11 protein-coding genes and 1 pseudogene are annotated in these 16,445 nt (G+C 41.7%); 7 read left to right on the top strand and 5 right to left on the bottom strand.

Annotated elements, in window-relative coordinates:
• The first annotated feature begins 164 nt into the window (after positions 1–164).
• Positions 165–3,275: an MFS transporter gene (locus tag PN447_RS09020; RefSeq protein WP_271762488.1), complete on the top strand. Its 3,111-nt coding sequence runs from the start codon at positions 165–167 to the stop codon at positions 3,273–3,275.
• 9 nt (positions 3,276–3,284) lie between these two features.
• Here PN447_RS09020 and PN447_RS09015 read toward each other — a convergent pair whose 3' ends face one another.
• The 3 genes from PN447_RS09015 to PN447_RS09005 form a co-directional block, all read right to left on the bottom strand.
• A complete protein-coding gene (locus PN447_RS09015) occupies positions 3,285–4,163 on the bottom strand; it encodes an NAD(P)-dependent oxidoreductase (RefSeq protein WP_271731394.1) in 879 nt (292 codons plus the stop codon).
• A gap of 302 nt (positions 4,164–4,465) precedes the next feature.
• Positions 4,466–5,092 (bottom strand): IS607 family transposase, encoded by a 627-nt coding sequence (locus PN447_RS09010; protein WP_442867088.1) that lies wholly within the window; start codon positions 5,090–5,092, stop codon positions 4,466–4,468.
• 104 nt (positions 5,093–5,196) lie between these two features.
• On the bottom strand, positions 5,197–6,369 hold the full coding sequence (locus PN447_RS09005) for a class I SAM-dependent methyltransferase (protein WP_271762485.1): 1,173 nt from the start codon (positions 6,367–6,369) through the stop codon (positions 5,197–5,199).
• A 138-nt stretch (positions 6,370–6,507) separates the two neighbouring features.
• Here PN447_RS09005 and PN447_RS09000 point away from each other — a divergent pair.
• A pseudogene (locus tag PN447_RS09000) lies at positions 6,508–7,345 on the top strand (Rpn family recombination-promoting nuclease/putative transposase).
• A 203-nt stretch (positions 7,346–7,548) separates the two neighbouring features.
• On the opposite strand, the gene PN447_RS08995 reads toward PN447_RS09000, so the two are convergent.
• On the bottom strand, positions 7,549–9,114 hold the full coding sequence (locus tag PN447_RS08995; RefSeq protein ID WP_271762483.1) for a serine/threonine-protein kinase: 1,566 nt from the start codon (positions 9,112–9,114) through the stop codon (positions 7,549–7,551).
• Between the two features lie 283 nt (positions 9,115–9,397).
• Here PN447_RS08995 and PN447_RS08990 point away from each other — a divergent pair, with 283 nt between their 5' ends.
• The 5 genes from PN447_RS08990 to sppA all read left to right on the top strand — a co-directional run bounded on the left by PN447_RS08990 (position 9,398) and on the right by sppA (position 15,973).
• On the top strand, positions 9,398–10,738 hold the full coding sequence (locus PN447_RS08990) for a mechanosensitive ion channel family protein (RefSeq protein WP_271762481.1): 1,341 nt from the start codon (positions 9,398–9,400) through the stop codon (positions 10,736–10,738).
• 71 nt (positions 10,739–10,809) lie between these two features.
• Entirely contained in the window at positions 10,810–11,712 is a 903-nt protein-coding gene (locus PN447_RS08985) for a YihY/virulence factor BrkB family protein (RefSeq protein ID WP_271762478.1), read from the top strand.
• A gap of 94 nt (positions 11,713–11,806) precedes the next feature.
• Positions 11,807–12,844 (top strand): AI-2E family transporter, encoded by a 1,038-nt coding sequence (locus PN447_RS08980; RefSeq protein WP_271762477.1) that lies wholly within the window; start codon positions 11,807–11,809, stop codon positions 12,842–12,844.
• Between the two features lie 228 nt (positions 12,845–13,072).
• On the top strand, positions 13,073–14,128 hold the full coding sequence (gene fni / locus PN447_RS08975; RefSeq protein ID WP_271762475.1) for a type 2 isopentenyl-diphosphate Delta-isomerase: 1,056 nt from the start codon (positions 13,073–13,075) through the stop codon (positions 14,126–14,128).
• 9 nt (positions 14,129–14,137) lie between these two features.
• A complete protein-coding gene (gene sppA, locus PN447_RS08970; protein WP_271762473.1) occupies positions 14,138–15,973 on the top strand; it encodes a signal peptide peptidase SppA in 1,836 nt (611 codons plus the stop codon).
• 43 nt (positions 15,974–16,016) lie between these two features.
• Here sppA and PN447_RS08965 read toward each other — a convergent pair whose 3' ends face one another.
• The gene (locus tag PN447_RS08965; protein ID WP_271762471.1) at positions 16,017–16,280 is read right to left on the bottom strand and encodes a zinc ribbon domain-containing protein; all 264 of its coding nucleotides are present in this window, start codon (positions 16,278–16,280) and stop codon (positions 16,017–16,019) included.
• Positions 16,281–16,445 lie beyond the last annotated feature (165 nt).

Genomic DNA, 16,445 nt, shown 5'->3' with positions numbered 1-16,445 from the left:
GATTTTTATAACTAGAGAGAGATGCCTAGAATGGCTAAATTCCACGATCCTGAAAGTGGAAAAAAATCAGTATTGCCATAGATACACCCAAGAAATAGATGTTGAATTCCTGCTCATGAAATTTCTCATCCTCCCCAAATTTCAATTTATAAGAAGGAAATATAATGTTTCAATTTACAGAAAACATTCTGGAAGTTTACAAGCCACTATTGTGGGTAGCACAGACTGGTGTAGTTCCCACTAGTATTACGCCAGCCCAGGCATCAGTGATCAATTCGGGTCCACGCTTTTTTGTGGCTTTAATCTCCGGTGTGATCCTAGCTTTTGCCTTCCAATTACTGTTAACTAACCTCTCCGTCGCCGCTGGTATTTCCTACTTGGGTCGGCCATCTGACTCAGATGCAATGGTTGGGGAAGTGGGAAGTTTCGGTGGTACTATTCGCAAAATTGGTACAGCATTGGGGTTATGGACATTAGTTACTGTTACCATCGCTTTATTAATCGCTTGCTTCCTCGCAGTTAAATTAAGTTTACTGGTATTAGATGCCAGGCTGGGCGCAATTCTGGGATTAGTTATTTGGGGAGCATACTTTTTGCTGCTGGTGTGGGTAAGTTCGACCACTGTGGGTTCCTTAGTTGGTTCGGTCGTCAATTCAGCAACTTCAGGTTTTCAGGCGATTATGGGGACTGCTTCGGCCGCATTGGGTGCAAAGGCGGTGAATCAACAAGTCGTAGCAACGGCCGAAGCAGCAGCTGCTGCTGTGGGTCGGGAATTAGGGAATGCTGTTGACCCCGTTAGTATTCGGGAAAATATAGAAGATTACCTAGAACAGATCCGCCCCCCAGAATGGGATATATCCCACATTCGCAGGGATTTTGAAAATTTACTCACAGATCCACAATTGCAGGCCATCGCATCCAGTCCAGACCTCCGGAACATTGACCGCCAAAGGTTTAGGGATTTAGTCAGCAGTCGTACCGACTTTTCTCCCAGAGAGGTTAAACGTATCAGTGATACACTATACAAAGTTTGGCAGCAGGTAGTTAGTCAGCAAAAACCCATCCAAGACAATTTAGCTGAGTTAGTTAACTATTTGCAGTCACTCCCCCCAGGACAAGGGAAGACAGATGAGATCAACGCCAAATTAGATCGGTTAATAGCAGAAATCCGGACTTCTCAGGAAACAGCATCAAGAACAGAAAAACCAGGTTTGATGCAACAAACTTTACAACAAATAATCACTGCACTGACTGGTATGGTGTTGGGAAGGGCAGATTTATCAGATATAGATGTAGAAACAATTTGGCGATCGCTCACCACTGCGAAGGAGAAACTCACTGCACAAGCTGATAAACTGGGGTTGACCATACCATCAGAACCCTATAGTCCCATTAGGGCTGATGTGGAAAACTACCTACTAAATACATATGCTTGGCAATTCAGTCCTGAGAGAATTGCTGAAGAATTTCTTGATGTCATCTATGACCCAGAGGCAGACCCGGGTATAGTCAAAAGGGAACTAGAGAGACTTTCTCGCCAGGATTTTGCCCGTACTCTCCAAGAACGGGGAATACTCACCCAAGAACAAATTCAGCGTATTGCTGACCAGTTAGAAACTGTCCGCCAAGAGGTATTAGTTATAGTCAGGGATGCGGAAGAAAGGGAGATTACACAAGACCTACAAGGCCGAATAGAAAGTTACTTACTTGTTAGCAATAAAGCAGAATTAACTCCACAAGGACTTGAGCAGCACTTTAAACCATTATTAGCAGATCCACAGGTAGATTACGAAACTCTCTCGCTACGACTCTCACAATTAGACCGCCAAGAAATGCGGGAGATATTGCTAGCACGAAATGATATTCCCACAGAAGAAGTCAACCCGATTCTCAATGAATTAGAAAATCAGCGCCATCAGGTCTTGGTACAATCTCAAGGGTTGGCGGAACAAGCCAAACATCACGCGGAAACTTTATGGTTAAATTTAGAATCATATCTGCGTAATACTGGCAAAGCGGAGTTAAACCCTGATGGAATTCGCGCGGATGTGCAAAAGCTGCTAGAAGACCCCCAGTCGGGAATCATTGCTATGGGGGCGCGATTAGCTCGCTTTGACCGAGATACCTTAGTTAGCTTACTCAGTCAGCGCCAAGATTTGAGTCCACAGCAAGTTAATCAAATTATTGACACTGTAGAAGAGTCCTGGCACAATATCCGCCATACACCTCAAGCTTGGAAGGAACAGTACGACTCAGTAATAGCTACTATCGCCGATTATTTACGTCATACTGGTAAAGAAGAATTAAACCCTGAAGGCATTCAACGGGATTTTAACAGACTATTTTACAACCCTAGAGAGGGCGTTGTAGCCTTGCGCCGGCGTTTGTCTCAGCTAGACCGGGATACTTTAGTTCAGTTACTCAGTCAACGGCCAGATCTGAGTGCAGAACAAGTCAATGAAGTTATTAATTCTGTGCAAGCTTCCATTCGTAATATTGTACGTGCCCCCCGTCGTCTGGCTACCCGCACCCAGCAAAGAATGGCAACATTTCAAGCTTATCTGTCAGAGTATTTGCGGCAAACTGGTAAGGAGGAACTTAACCCAGAAGCTATTAAGCGTGACCTACAATTATTATTGCATGATCCAGCAGTGGGAATGGAAAACCTGGGCGATCGCTTGGCTCATTTTGACCGTTCCACAGTCATGGCTTTGCTAAAAATTCGGGAAGATATGACTGATGAAGAAGCAGCCAGAATTGCCGATCATATCGTCTCCGTGCGGGATCAATTTGTAGAACAAGTACATGGTATTCAAAGGGGGATTCAAGATGTGATAGAAGGGATTTTTGCCCGGCTCCGTAACTATCTCAACTCCTTAGAGCGCCCAGAATTGAATTATGATGGCATCAAGCGCGATATCCGCAGGTTATTTGATGATCCACAGGCTGGGTTTGAAGCGTTACGCCATCGCCTGTCTGCTTGTGACCGGGACACCTTGGTGGCGATTATAAGTTCCCGTGAGGATATTTCTGAAGCTGATGCCAACGGCATTATTCACCAAGTTGAGCGGGTACGCAACACCGTACTGCAACGTGCTGAAAGGCTACAGCAGGAAAGCCAACGCCGTCTAGAAGAGTTAAAATATCAAGCACAAAGACAAGCAGAAGAAACCCGCAAAGCCGCTGCTACAGCTTCTTGGTGGTTATTTGCTACGGCATTTGTATCAGCTGTATTTGCTGCATTAGGGGGAGCGATCGCTGTGGTTATAATTTAGCTTACAGGATTATTCGCCACTTGCTTCTCCCCATTGATTAATGGCAGAAAATATTGACGAGTAGTCATCATTAGCAAATGACATTTTCATCGCCGTTTGCAAGATTTGCCTTACAGATTCAATACTGGCGAGATCCAAACCCAGTGATTTTGCTGCTGAGATAAACAAATCTGTATCTTTGAGCAGGTGTTTTGTGGGGAAATTGGGATTGGTATAATCGCCGTCTAGCATCCGTCTGAGTTTCTTGTCAAAAGTAGGCGCATAAAGTGAACTTTCGCGCAGGATTTGCATAAATAAATCTATGTCAATACCTTGACGCTCGACAAACGCCAGACTCAGAGCAAAGCCAGTGGTTAGGGAAGCAATGAGTTGATTTAGTGCTAACTTTAACCCTGCAGCGGAGCCTACTGGCCCCACAAATACAGGCTCTGGACCAAAGTTTTGCAGTAACTTTAAATCCCGTTGATATTGTCTTTGTTCTGCACCTACCATGACAATCAGCTTACCAGCTTTTGCTTCTGGAATACTACCTAATACTGGAGCTTCTATATACTCGCCACCGCCACCAATGACCGCATCTCTGATTTCTTGGCTTTCTATGGGGGTAATAGTCCCCATCTGAATCACAGTCCGCCCTTCTAGAGTGCGCCAAGCAGTATCTGAAAGCAAAACATGATAAATTGCTGCGGCATTAGTCAACATGAGAATAATGTAATCAGCAGCACGAATTGCTTGACGGGGATGTGTTACAATTTCCGCACCAGCTGCCTGTAGTGGAGCTAATTTTTCTGGGGTGCGGTTGTAGGCCACTAGCTCTATGTTGGCTGCTAACAACCGTTGAGCCATCGGTAATCCCATAAGTCCAGTTCCCAGAAATGCCACCTTCATTTTTTACTTTCCTTTGGTACAGCTTGGGTGTAGCCAGTCCTAAATATCGCGTTTCCATGCTCTGATTGTAAGATTGTTGAACAGTTATCACTGTCCAGAAATAACTGTTCCCTAATGAGTCAAGAACAATCAGCCCCCAGCCGCAAAGGTGACCATTATAATCACCGACAGCAAGATGCCTGGGCTAAGTAGTGTGATCAATAACAAGAGTTCATGAGCGGTCATAATTAGTACTTTCCTGTTACCTGGGTCTGCACAGTAGTCAATTTTATGCTAATCTATATCAGGACAAGATCGCATTCTTAAAGAGAGTCTTCGGTGACTGCTTTGTCGATTCCTTGTGACGCGACTTCTTTTTGTAAGTCTTCTTTGATGCTTGACTTGTATTTTCTAAGTCCGTATAACCTGCTAGAGAAAGAGTGGATGATCGACAGGATATCTTGTACGAGTTCCTGCTCTGGACTGAGCTGGCGGTCATTGAGAACCACGAGTTCGCACTCAAATTTTGTGCATAACCACCTCACCAATTCAAATCCGAATCGGACAAGTCTGTCAGGATGGGCAACGACAATACGTTGGATATCGCCGTCGATGATTCGTTCTAGAATTGCGAGGAATTTTTTCCGTTTAAAATTGAGTCCGCTTCCAACTTCTGAAATAATTTCAGCCTCTGGGTATCTTGTGCGTAAGTGTTCAAGTTGTCGTTGCAAATCATCTTGCTGGGAATGAGTCGATACTCGTCCATAACAAATAGTTTTAATTGTCCTGGGTATTCCGCCAATTTTTTCGACTTCTTCGAGAATGAACCGCCTTTGGCCTCCTGGTGTACGGATTGCTTTAAGCTTGCCTTCGTTTTCCCATCTCCTGAGACTGGAGACATGGACACCAAGGATTTTAGCTGCTTCCTTGGGAGTGACATGCTGCATCAAAACCTCATTAAATCAACTACTTTTAGTATAGCGTGAGTTAGTAAGATTTACTCGTTTTAAGCAAATAATTTATAATTAGTTACACGTCTTAACTTTCCTCTATTTTACTCCGGCACAGTTAACCCTGTGAGTGGTTGACCTATTTCTGTAGGCTGGAGTCCTTTGCTTTGAATTAAAACTCCAAAGCTACCTAGCCCTGAGGGGTCTATGAGCTGGTGTAATGCTTCGCGCCTTTGCAATAGTTGTGAGAGGGGAATTTCTTGATGAGAAATAGCAGCAATGCGCTGGCCTAAACCCAAGGCCATTAAAAATAAACCCTGCTGGATAAATCCTATTTTCTCTAAACCAAAGCGATCGCCCCATCGTTCCAAAGCAGTAAAATCAACATGAGCGGTAATATCTTGCTGACCAATATTGATATAGGGGTTGTTGTGGTGGCGATGGTTGTAATAACATTGTAAGGTTCCTTGCGATCGCCGGGAATGATAATAACGATGAGCGGGGTAGCCATAATCAATTGTTAACACATACCCGCGATGCAAGCGGTCGGCTACTATACCTAACCACTCACCAGCAGCCAAATTAATTTCACTACGATAACCATCCTCATAACTAGGATGAGTAAAATCAATTTGTATGAAATTTAGGTATTCTGGCAATTTGGGTGTAGAAACTTCGCCCGTCACTTCCCTAAACAAAGTTTCCGACTCACCTGTGTGGGTCGTGACATAAATTTCTCGCATCTCCCCAGCTTCTAAAATAAACTGATGTACTGGCAAAGCATCCACCAATTCATTAGAAAAAAAGCAGCCAGTTATGGAGTCAGTGGGGATATCTTCTAAATTACACCAACGAACAGGAAAGTTTTGTAACCGTTGCTGTTGTTCTTGCTGAAATACTCGGGACTTCTCCACAATAATATACTTTAGCGCCTGAAAAAAGTCTGGATAATGTAGCTGAGAGTAGCTCAGGATATGCATAGCCAACATTCCTTGACCTGCTCCCATTTCTACCAAAGAAAAAGGCTCAGGACGCCCTAAAACTTCCCACATCTGGTGAAATTGTTCCGCCAATAGCTCGCCAAAGTCACTACCCAGACTAGGAGAGGTGAAAAAATCACTCCCCCCAAAGCCAATTTTCACAGCGTGACTGGAGTAGTAACCATGTTCGGGGTGATATAAAGCCATATCCATGTATTCAGCGAAAGTAATTCGCCCTTGGGGACTGGTAGTAATACGATGAGCTATGGCTGTACACAATGCCGGGTTAGAGGTCATAGACAAAATATTATCATGATACGACAACCGCCAATAAGATGAGGATAAAAACAGATAATAAAATGGTTACTCCCGTTCCCTGCTATAGTAGTAATTATCCCAGTAGTCAAAAATACTTAGTACACCTCAAAAATATTAGTGAAACGTGACTCGATTTATTACCAAATTTTCAAGCGCAGTCCGGGGTTAATTTTTGAACTAATTAATCAGTCTCCGCAACAAGCAGATAAATATCGATTTGAGTCAGTGGAGGTGAAAGAAACAACATTTCGCATTGATGGGGTGTTTTTACCGCCAGAAGCAGCAAAACCAAGGATAATATTTTTCGCCGAGGTGCAATTTCAGAAAGATGAAGGTCTTTACCATCGCTTTTTTACCGAGTCCCTGATGTATTTGAACCGGAATCAGTCTGAATATGACGACTGGTATGGTGTGGTGATCTTCCCCTCACGTAGTTTAGAACCAAGGGATACTAGAACCCATCGGACTTTATTAATTATTAAATAGTGACCAGGTACAGCGAATTTATCTAGATGAGTTAGGATCTCCTAATACCCTGTCAATAGGTATTAATTTAATGCAGTTGGCGATCGCCTCAGAGGAGAGAATGGCCGCACAAGCAAAACAATTACTAGAGAGGGTAGAATTAGAGATAAGCCAGACACTAGCGAAAACTGAAATCATAGATATTATTACCACAATTGCTGTTTACAAGTTTTCTGCATTGAGTAGAGAGGAAGTGGAAGCGATGCTAGGACTGACATTAGAACAAACCAGAGTTTATCAAGAAGCTAAAGCAGAGGGTCGCGAAGAAGGTCGCGAAGAAGGTCGCGAACAAAGGGAAGCTGAAATACTCAAAGTTACAGTTCCCCTACTATTAAAGACAGGTATGAGTGTAGAACAGATTGCCCAAGAACTCAATGTTAAAGTAGAAGCTGTCCGCCTTGCTGTAGAGGATAATACCAGTAAGACATAAACCCCCTATATTTGACTTTCTTTGTCAAACCTCAGCAATAAGAATTCTCCCCATCTAAAAAGGGCGCGTATTATAGGATATTTAATTTCATACTTCAAGAGATATGGAAGAATGAAAAAAATCAATATTTGCTGTTGGGCGATCGCTCTGGGTATTCTCTTTTCCTTCGCGTCTGTGCGACTTTGCTGGAAACCAATTGATATTTAAATCTTACAAGTCTCCATACGGTCAAAAAGAACACCTCTCGTCAATCCCCAACGAAAGCCTCCTGGTGACCTATCAGATGGAAGATGTCCTCGTGGCGCTATTTTATCAAAAGTAAGCTCACTATAACTTTTCCATTTTTCTTCTTTCCTCCATGCTATTTTGTCTCCAAAAGCTTCTGTAATGTTTCTGTTGAACTTTCTTGTTCCCCCCAAACTTTGATAAATTTGCTTTTGCACAGAAAAACCAAACCTTCCCCTGCTGTATTTTACCCACAATTTATCAATAGTCTTCAGGTCTTTACAGGGTAAATTATCAAGACTTTGAGCATCTAATACACCCTCTTTTTGCCGCTTTCCTACCACTAACATAACTCTCACTGTTTCGTCATTTGCTTCTTTCCACCTTCCCGCAGCGAGTAAATCTTGTAGTTTCCTATAGTCCATACCGACAGATGATATTAGTTCAGGTTCTGCTATGGGTTGAGTTTCTTGTATTGCAATGGGTTTTGGTGTTGGGGTGGGACTATTTGTAAATATACGTTCCCAGATTAAAACTATCAGAAACCCTCCCAAAACTAAACCCGCAATTTGTAACCAACCCCGCGGGGGAGATGGTTTGATTATTTGTGTGGGTAGGGGTACTTGTTGATTTTCTAAAGCTACCGTTGGGGGTATTGGGACAGAATTTAAATCTTGTAAAACTTCCTCAGCAGACTGATAACGAAATTGTACATCTTTGTGTAATAACTTATCTATAATTTGCCCTAATTCTAGAGTTACTGCTTGCTTGACATAGTTACGCCATTGTTTCACCCATCCATAACCATCCTCCCGCCATAATTCCCAAGGATGAATCCCTGTTAACAAATGAAAACAAGTTGCACCAATACTATATAAATCACTGGCTGGATATACTGTACCATCTTGCATTTGTTCTACAGCAGAATAGCCAAAAGTCCCGATGTTTGTCCCGGTTTTTACTGTTCCCTGTAGTTGCTTAGATGCGCCAAAGTCAATTAATATCAGCTTACCGTCACTGCGACGACGCATGATATTTTCTGGTTTAATATCCCGGTGTATAATGCCTTGGCTATGAATTACTTGCAGAACTGGTAATAAATCCTGTAATAACTTGCGGATTTTCGCCTCATTGAATATACCCTGGTTGGCTAATTCTGTAAGTAAATTTTCCCCTTCTATAAACTGCTGTACTAAATACAAGCGGTTATCTTCCGCAAAGTATGCTAGTAAAGCTGGTATTTGAGGATGTTCACCAAGCTGTTGTAATTGCTGCGCTTCTTGTAAAAATAATGCTGTGGCTTTTTGTAAACCTGCTGTACCTTGGGTTTGGGGTGCAAGTTGTTTAATAACGCACTCTGAGTTTAATTTGTCAATATCTACCGCTAAATAAGTTTTGGCAAATCCTCCACCACCTAAAGGTTTAACTGGTTGATAGCGGTTTCTCAATACTACCAAGGGAATCCCGCAGCTAGGGCAAAATTTCGTATCTTCAGTAACTGAGGGGTTATCACATTTGGGATTAAGACAACATATCTTGGTCATGGCTAGGTATTGTTAGATACGTTTATTATTCTGTACCTCACAGTATAGAACCATTAGTAAGTTAATTTCATACTTGAGAGAGATAAAAATCACTATTGAATCTCAGGTGATCGCTCTGGCTATTGTCAGAAAAATTGGATATATTTGACAAATACACCAGTGTCACATTTTTGATATACTCAAAAACATAAGTAATTTAAAATCATTGATTATGGCGGGAGTACCCCAGAATCTGAGGTGAATAAGGGTAAATTTATTTACTGGCAATATTAGTTCATTAAAGATGATGGTGAGTTTGTTTCCCAAAGGTAATAGCAGATTTGGCTCCCGTCAACTCCTAGTGATCCTCATCCTCTTGAGTTTAATATTACCTATACAAACAGGACGAACACAGGAAATCTCCCCTACACCTGTGATATCCCAGCCATCTCCACCAGAACAAACCCCTACAAATGGGCTATTTTTCGCCGATATAATCGTTAGGGGAAAACCCGTGTTTCAAGTGGGTAGCTTAGGAGAACTCAGCGCTACTCAACGCGCGGAGATTATCAACCGCCGCATTGCTAGTATTTTAGTACGCAGCCAAACTGATAGCCAAGTTTCCCTAGTACCAGATCCCCAACGTGGTATTGCTACATTACAGATGAATAACCGGGTTGTCATGACTGTAACTCGACAGGATGCTGAAGATTTTAACCTAGATGTGGAAACATTAGGGCAATGGTGGGCAAAGCAGTTAAATCAAGCTTTTGAGCAACCCCCACTAGTAATTGATGTTGGACAAAGACTATTCTCTACTCTGAGGAAGTTTCAGCAAGAGACTATCGACAATTTACCCTCTTTTTTAGGAATGCTATTAGTAGTCATTACTACCGGGTTAATAGCAGCTAGTATGCGCCACGTCACCCTTACCGGGGCGCAACATTGGGAGGTAGACCGCAATTCTAAAATCTTGGTTAGTCGTTTGGTCTATGGCTTAGTTTGGGTCATAGGCGCAATTGTCGCTTTGGGAGTTTTAGGATTAGACTTCGCCACCTTACTAGGAACTTTAGGATTAACCAGTGTAGCTATAGGTTTTAGTCTCAAGGATATACTCAGTAATTACTTTTCCGGTGTTGTATTGCTGGTATCTCGTCCCTTTCGTTTAGGAGATCAGATAGTTATTCAAGACTTTGAAGGGACTGTTACCCAAATCCAACTACGAGCTACAACTGTGAAAACTTATGATGGGCGTGTGGTTTATATTCCTAATCAAGCAGTGTTTAGTGCCATTATTATTAATAACACTGCCTCAAATATTCGCCGTAATTCTATTACCTTTGGTATAGACTATAAAGCAGATATTACCAAGGTTAAGGAAGTTATTAATGATGCGGTTTTGTCACTACCTGAAATTGAAAAAGAACCAAAGCCAGATATTTTAGTCCGTCAATTAGCCCCTAGTACAGTTAATATCGAAGTGCGCTGCTGGGTAAATTCTCGGCGGTTACCATTTTTAGAAGCTACTTCTTTAATGGCTCAAGCAATTAAAGAAGCCTTAGAAGAGGCTGAAATTAATATGCCTACCGATATTTATACCTTAAAATTTAGTGATATGTTAACTATTTCCGAGCAAAAACCATAGAAACCAATTACCATTACCTGCAAGGTGCTGTATATTCCTATTGATTCAACTTGATTTAACACTGATTGATTATGGTAACTTTGAGGAGAATTCGCCGATTACTGCGAGAAATTGCCGCTGAGTGGCAAACTAACGAAGTCTCTCTGTTGGCTTCTTCCCTCGCATATTATGCAGTATTTTCTCTAGCACCACTTTTAGGACTAGTGATTATGATTGTCGGTGCAATTTTTGGTGAAGCTGTGGTTCAAGAAGAGGTAGTTCATCGATTGAGAGAACTTTTTGGTCAGGAGGGCGCAGAATTAATCTCTACTGCTATTGTTAATCTGAAAGTGGATTATAGACAGCTAACTTTTCCCGTCTTTTTTAATCTCGTTTTTTTACTCTTTGGAGCTACCGGCGTATTTACACAAATTCAAACAGCACTAGATAGAATTTGGGAAGTCAAGCCAGCACCAAGACGTAAGATTTTTCACCTGTTGCGCAAACGGTTATTATGTTTTTTAATGGTGCTAGTAATTGCCTTGCTTTTGATATTATTTTTTATAGCCAATGCAATTTTGACAAGTTTAGTCACATTTTTTAATCAATTATTTCCCGGTTTGGGTTATATATCCCAATTCATTAGTTTATTGATTACTTTTGGAGGTACTACATTAATATTTACAATGATATATAGTATACTCCCAGATGCCGAAATTGCCTGGCGTGATACTATTGTTGGTGCTTTAATCACTGCACTGCTGTTTTTAGTAGGACAGTATTTATTTGGACTGTTTCTTGGTCGCAGTGATTTTGGCTCGGCTTATGGGGTGGCTGGTTCTTTTGTAATTGTAATTACTTGGATTTTTTATGCTGCTCACATTTTGTTTTTAGGGGCGGAATTTACCAAGGTTTACGCCAAACAGCGAGGATCGGCGATTGTTCCTTCTGAATACGCTGTGAAAATATCACCACAACAACACGATAACCGGTGATTTAACCCGCAAACTCTTCTCTATAGGTAGATGTGATTATCTACAATTATTTAACACAATTATCAAAATTATTCTTATATAATAATTTGTAAATATGAATGATTTTAGTATCCGAAGGTTTTGGGAAAACCTCAGTAATAGCAAGTTGATTCGCTATCTATTATTATTGCTTCTTGGTTGGGCAATTGCGCAGGTTTTAGCTTATTTTTCTACGGTGATTGTCATTTTTATCTTCGCTGGAATTTTAGCATTTTTGCTGAATTATCCTGTGAAGTGGTCTGAGCGGTTTCTACCACATGGTATCGCAGTTATTGTGGTTTTTTTACTCAGTCTATTTATTTTGGTTGGTTTGATAGCAACCCTGGGTTTTTCTGTCTTATCTCAATTTCAAGAATTACTTGAACAAGCACCTCAATTCATTGAGTATGCTATTTCTCTATTAGATAGATTACAAAATATCCTCATTAGATTTAATTTTCAGGTGAATTTTGAATTACTAGAAGAGGAGTTACGCAATCAGATTTTATCAGGTATTGGTACAGGGTGGGCAACTTTTCAATGGCTATTAACTAACTTAGTTGATTTAATTTTGGTTGTAGTTGTTGCTTTTTTTATGTTGTTAGATGGTGAAAGGGTTTGGAATTTTATCATGAAAATATTCCCGCAAAATATTGGTCATCACCTCACTACTGCTATCCAGCAAAATTTCTTAGGATTTTTTTGGGGGCGTTTGTTGCTATCTTTATTTTTCGGTGTTTCCGCATTTTTAGTATTTATTTTCCTCCAACTACCTTATGCCCTATTTTTAGCGGCGATCGCCGGAGTGTTTGATTTAATTCCGGGAATTGGCGCTACAATTGGTATTACCCTAGTTGCTCTGATTATTTTACCTCAAGGCATTTGGTTGAGTCTACAAGTATTAATCGCTTGTGTTGTCCTACAGCAAATAGAAGAAAATTTACTTATGCCGCGCATTATGCAAGGCTCAATCAATATGAATCCAGTTTTCATGTTCTTTGCTCTTTTAGTAGGAGCGACAGTAGCAGGTTTAGTAGGAATTTTTCTGTCAATTCCTATCGCTGGAGTATTAATTAGTATGTTTAATATTGAAGAAATGCAGGGAGGAAGTTAATGAAGTTTTATTAAGTTTGTTGGTCTTAATGTATTCTACTTGATATGTAAAACCTATCAGTAGATATTTAATGGCAGAATCCTGTATGAGAAAAACGAAAAACATATACAGCACATTTCATCTGAGTAGGTACAAGGACAGGCAAGATGCCCACCCCACAAAAGTTTTATCATTAAATCTGTACTTGACATTCCCGCAATGTAGTGTAACTAATATAACAAAATATTAATGAGTTCTCCCAACCAAAACCCAGAATACACCCAGTCACGCAAAGCAGATCATATCCGCATCTGTTTAGAAGAAGATGTTCAATTCCACCACGTAACCAGTGGACTGGAACGTTATAGTTTTAATCACTGCTGCTTACCAGAAATCAACCGCGATGATATTGATATCAGTACAACCTTCCTGGGTAAGCGCCTAGGAGCACCTCTGTTAATCTCCTCTATGACTGGAGGAACACAACAAGCTGCAATGATTAACCAACGTCTGGCAAAGGTAGCGCAGCAGTATAAAATTGCTATGGGTGTTGGTTCCCAGCGGGTAGCGGTGGAAAAACCCCAAGTGGCTGATACCTTCGCCATCCGCAAGTACGCGCCCGATGTGTTGTTATTTGCTAACTTGGGCGCTGTACAACTGAATTATCACTATGGTTTAGATGAATGTCTTCGGATTATTGATATATTAGAAGCTGATGCCCTAATTTTACACATTAATCCACTGCAAGAGTGTATTCAGCCCAATGGTGATACTAATTTCCGGGGGTTACTTGACAAAATCCGCTTTATATGCAGTAACATAGCTGTGCCAGTGATTGCGAAGGAAGTGGGCAATGGCATTTCTGCGGTCATGGCCGAGAAACTCTTAGGGGCTGGAGTGGCGGCTATTGATGTGGCTGGTGCGGGCGGTACTTCTTGGGCGAAGGTGGAAAGTGAGCGGGCGGAAAATGCTTTGCAAAAGCGTTTAGGTAGGACATTTGCTGACTGGGGTTTACCCACAGCAGAGTGTATCACCAGTATCCGCGCCATCTCTCCAGATGTGCCGTTAATTGCTTCCGGGGGGTTACGTGATGGGCTAGATGTGGCGAAGGCGATCGCTCTAGGAGCAGATATAGCCGGTTTGGCTATGCCTTTCCTGCAAGCGGCGGTGGTATCGGAAGCGGCATTGTATGATTTAGTTCAAGTGTTAATTGCGGAAATAAATACAGTACTATTTTGTACTGGCAACTCTACATTAAATGACTTATATAAATCAGGAAGTTTACGTAAAAAAACTATAAACTAAATAACTCAAATGCGTAATTTTTTCAAACAAACCTTTGCCAGTTTACTGGGTACTGTCTTGGGGCTGATGATTTTTTTTGGTGTCAGCACAACAGGAATATTACTACTGCTATTTGCAGTTACCTCCTCTAGGGATACTACTCCAGAAGTTAAAGATAACTCCGTTGTGGTTTTCGACCTATCCATGAATATCACTGATAGCTCACCGAGTTCGGGCGAATTGCTACAACAAGCATTATCAGGTGCAGAAGTACAAAGAATGAGCCTGCGTAGTGTTCTGGATACCTTGGAAAAAGCCAGCCTGGATCCCCGCATTGTCGGTATTTATTTAGATGCAAGTCGTACCAGCATCATTAATCAAACAGGCTTTGCTACCCTGCGGGAAATCCGTCAGGCCCTGGAGAAGTTCCGCCAATCTGGGAAAAAGATCGTCACCTATGGTGTGGGTTTGAGTGAAAAGGAATATTACCTAACTTCAGTGGCAGATGAAATCATACTTAATCCTCTGGGATTCATGCCAGTCAAGGGTTTGAGCAGTGAACCATTATTTCTATCCGGGGCTTTAGAAAGGTTTGGGATCGGTGTTCAGGTAGTGCGGGAGGGGAAATTTAAAGGAGCAATCGAACCATTGATTCTCAAGCAATTGAGTCCAGAAAACCGCGCACAAATCCAAAAATTATTGGATGATGTTTGGCAAGATTGGCGGACTACAGTCGGTTCTAGTCGCCAAATTACTCCTCAACAGTTGCAAGCGATCGCAGATACTCAGGTGTTACTCACAGCTAGTGAAGCTAAAGCTAATGGTTTAATAGATCAGGTCGCATACCTGGATGAGGTGGTCGCCAACCTGAAGAAAATCACATCCAGCAATGAAACAGATAGCACATTCCGACAAATTAACCTCAGAAACTACGCTCAAGTTTCCGGCAAAAATCTAGGTGTAGAACGCAACTCACCCAATAAAATTGCTGTGGTTTATGCAGAAGGTGAAATTGTCGATGGTAAAGGCGAAGATGGGCAAATAGGAGGCGATCGCTTTGCCAGAATTTTGAATCAAATACGTCAAGATAATGATGTCAAAGCCGTGGTGTTGCGAATTAATAGTCCTGGAGGGAGCGCCATAGCATCCGAGGTGATGCACAGGGAAGTACAATTGACCCGCCAGGTAAAACCTGTTGTAGTCTCCATGGGTAATGTGGCCGCCTCCGGTGGTTACTGGATTGCTAGCGATTCCAGCCGGATTTTTGCCGAATCAAATACAATTACAGGCTCTATAGGCGTGTTTGGCGTGCTGTTGAATGGGCAAAAACTGGCCAATAATAATGGGATAACCTGGGACACAGTGAAAACTGCAAGTTATGCCGATATTCAAACAGCGACGCGCCCCAAATCACCCCAGGAGTTAGAAATTTTTCAGCGCAGTGTTAACAGGATTTATAATCTATTCCTGGATAAAGTCGTTGAAGGTCGGAATTTACCAGCCGCAAAAGTTGCAGAAATTGCCCAGGGACGAGTTTGGTCAGGAATAGCAGCCCAAGAAATCGGCTTAGTAGATCAAATAGGTGGTTTAAATGCTGCTATTGAATATGCCGCCCAGGAAGCTAAACTAGATAACAATTGGCAATTACAAGAATATCCTAAAGCAAGTACCTTGGAAGAACGCTTTCTTGGCAGAGCAGTTGAAGAAATCAGCACTATTTTACACATGGTGGGAGTATCAGTTCAGCCATCTCATCCCCTGATAGCGGAATTACAAAAACTTGAACAGGAATTGGTGATTCTCCAAAAAATGAATGACCCTCAGGGAATTTACGCTCGTTTACCCTTTAATTTTCAGCTTGAATAGGTTTTTCTATCCGTGTTGTCCGATACTTTTTTGCTAACATTCACTAACAAATACACTCTTTAAGAGAGGGCGTATCAACCAATGCACGTAGGAAAATCCCTCGCGCACCATTTATGTCCCGGCTCATTACCAGCCCGTCAGATGGAGACTTAACGAACTTAGCACCACCAAGGTTGGGGATGATTTCACCAGTCCAACTGACTGTTTTTGATGTGTACGCTTCGTTGACATCCATCACTACTTTATTAGTCTCAAAAGCCTTATGCTTGAGAAACTGCTTAAATCGGTAGTGAGAGAGTGTCAACATTTGACGCACTGACTTTGACCATTACCGTCGTTTCGCCTTCTGAGCCATTTGGGATGTTTCAAAGGTTGGCAGTAAAATAATGTCAAAGTTATCAACCAAAAATCGAGCAGTTTTCTTGTGCAATTCGCCTACAAGGTTTTTGATTTTACCTCGCAGTCTACTGGC

Origin of the sequence: Anabaena sp. CS-542/02 (assembly GCF_028331085.1) — a bacterium.
Taxonomy (GTDB): Bacteria; Cyanobacteriota; Cyanobacteriia; order Cyanobacteriales; family Nostocaceae; genus Anabaenopsis; species Anabaenopsis arnoldii.
This window is presented reverse-complemented; position numbering and strand designations above follow the sequence as displayed.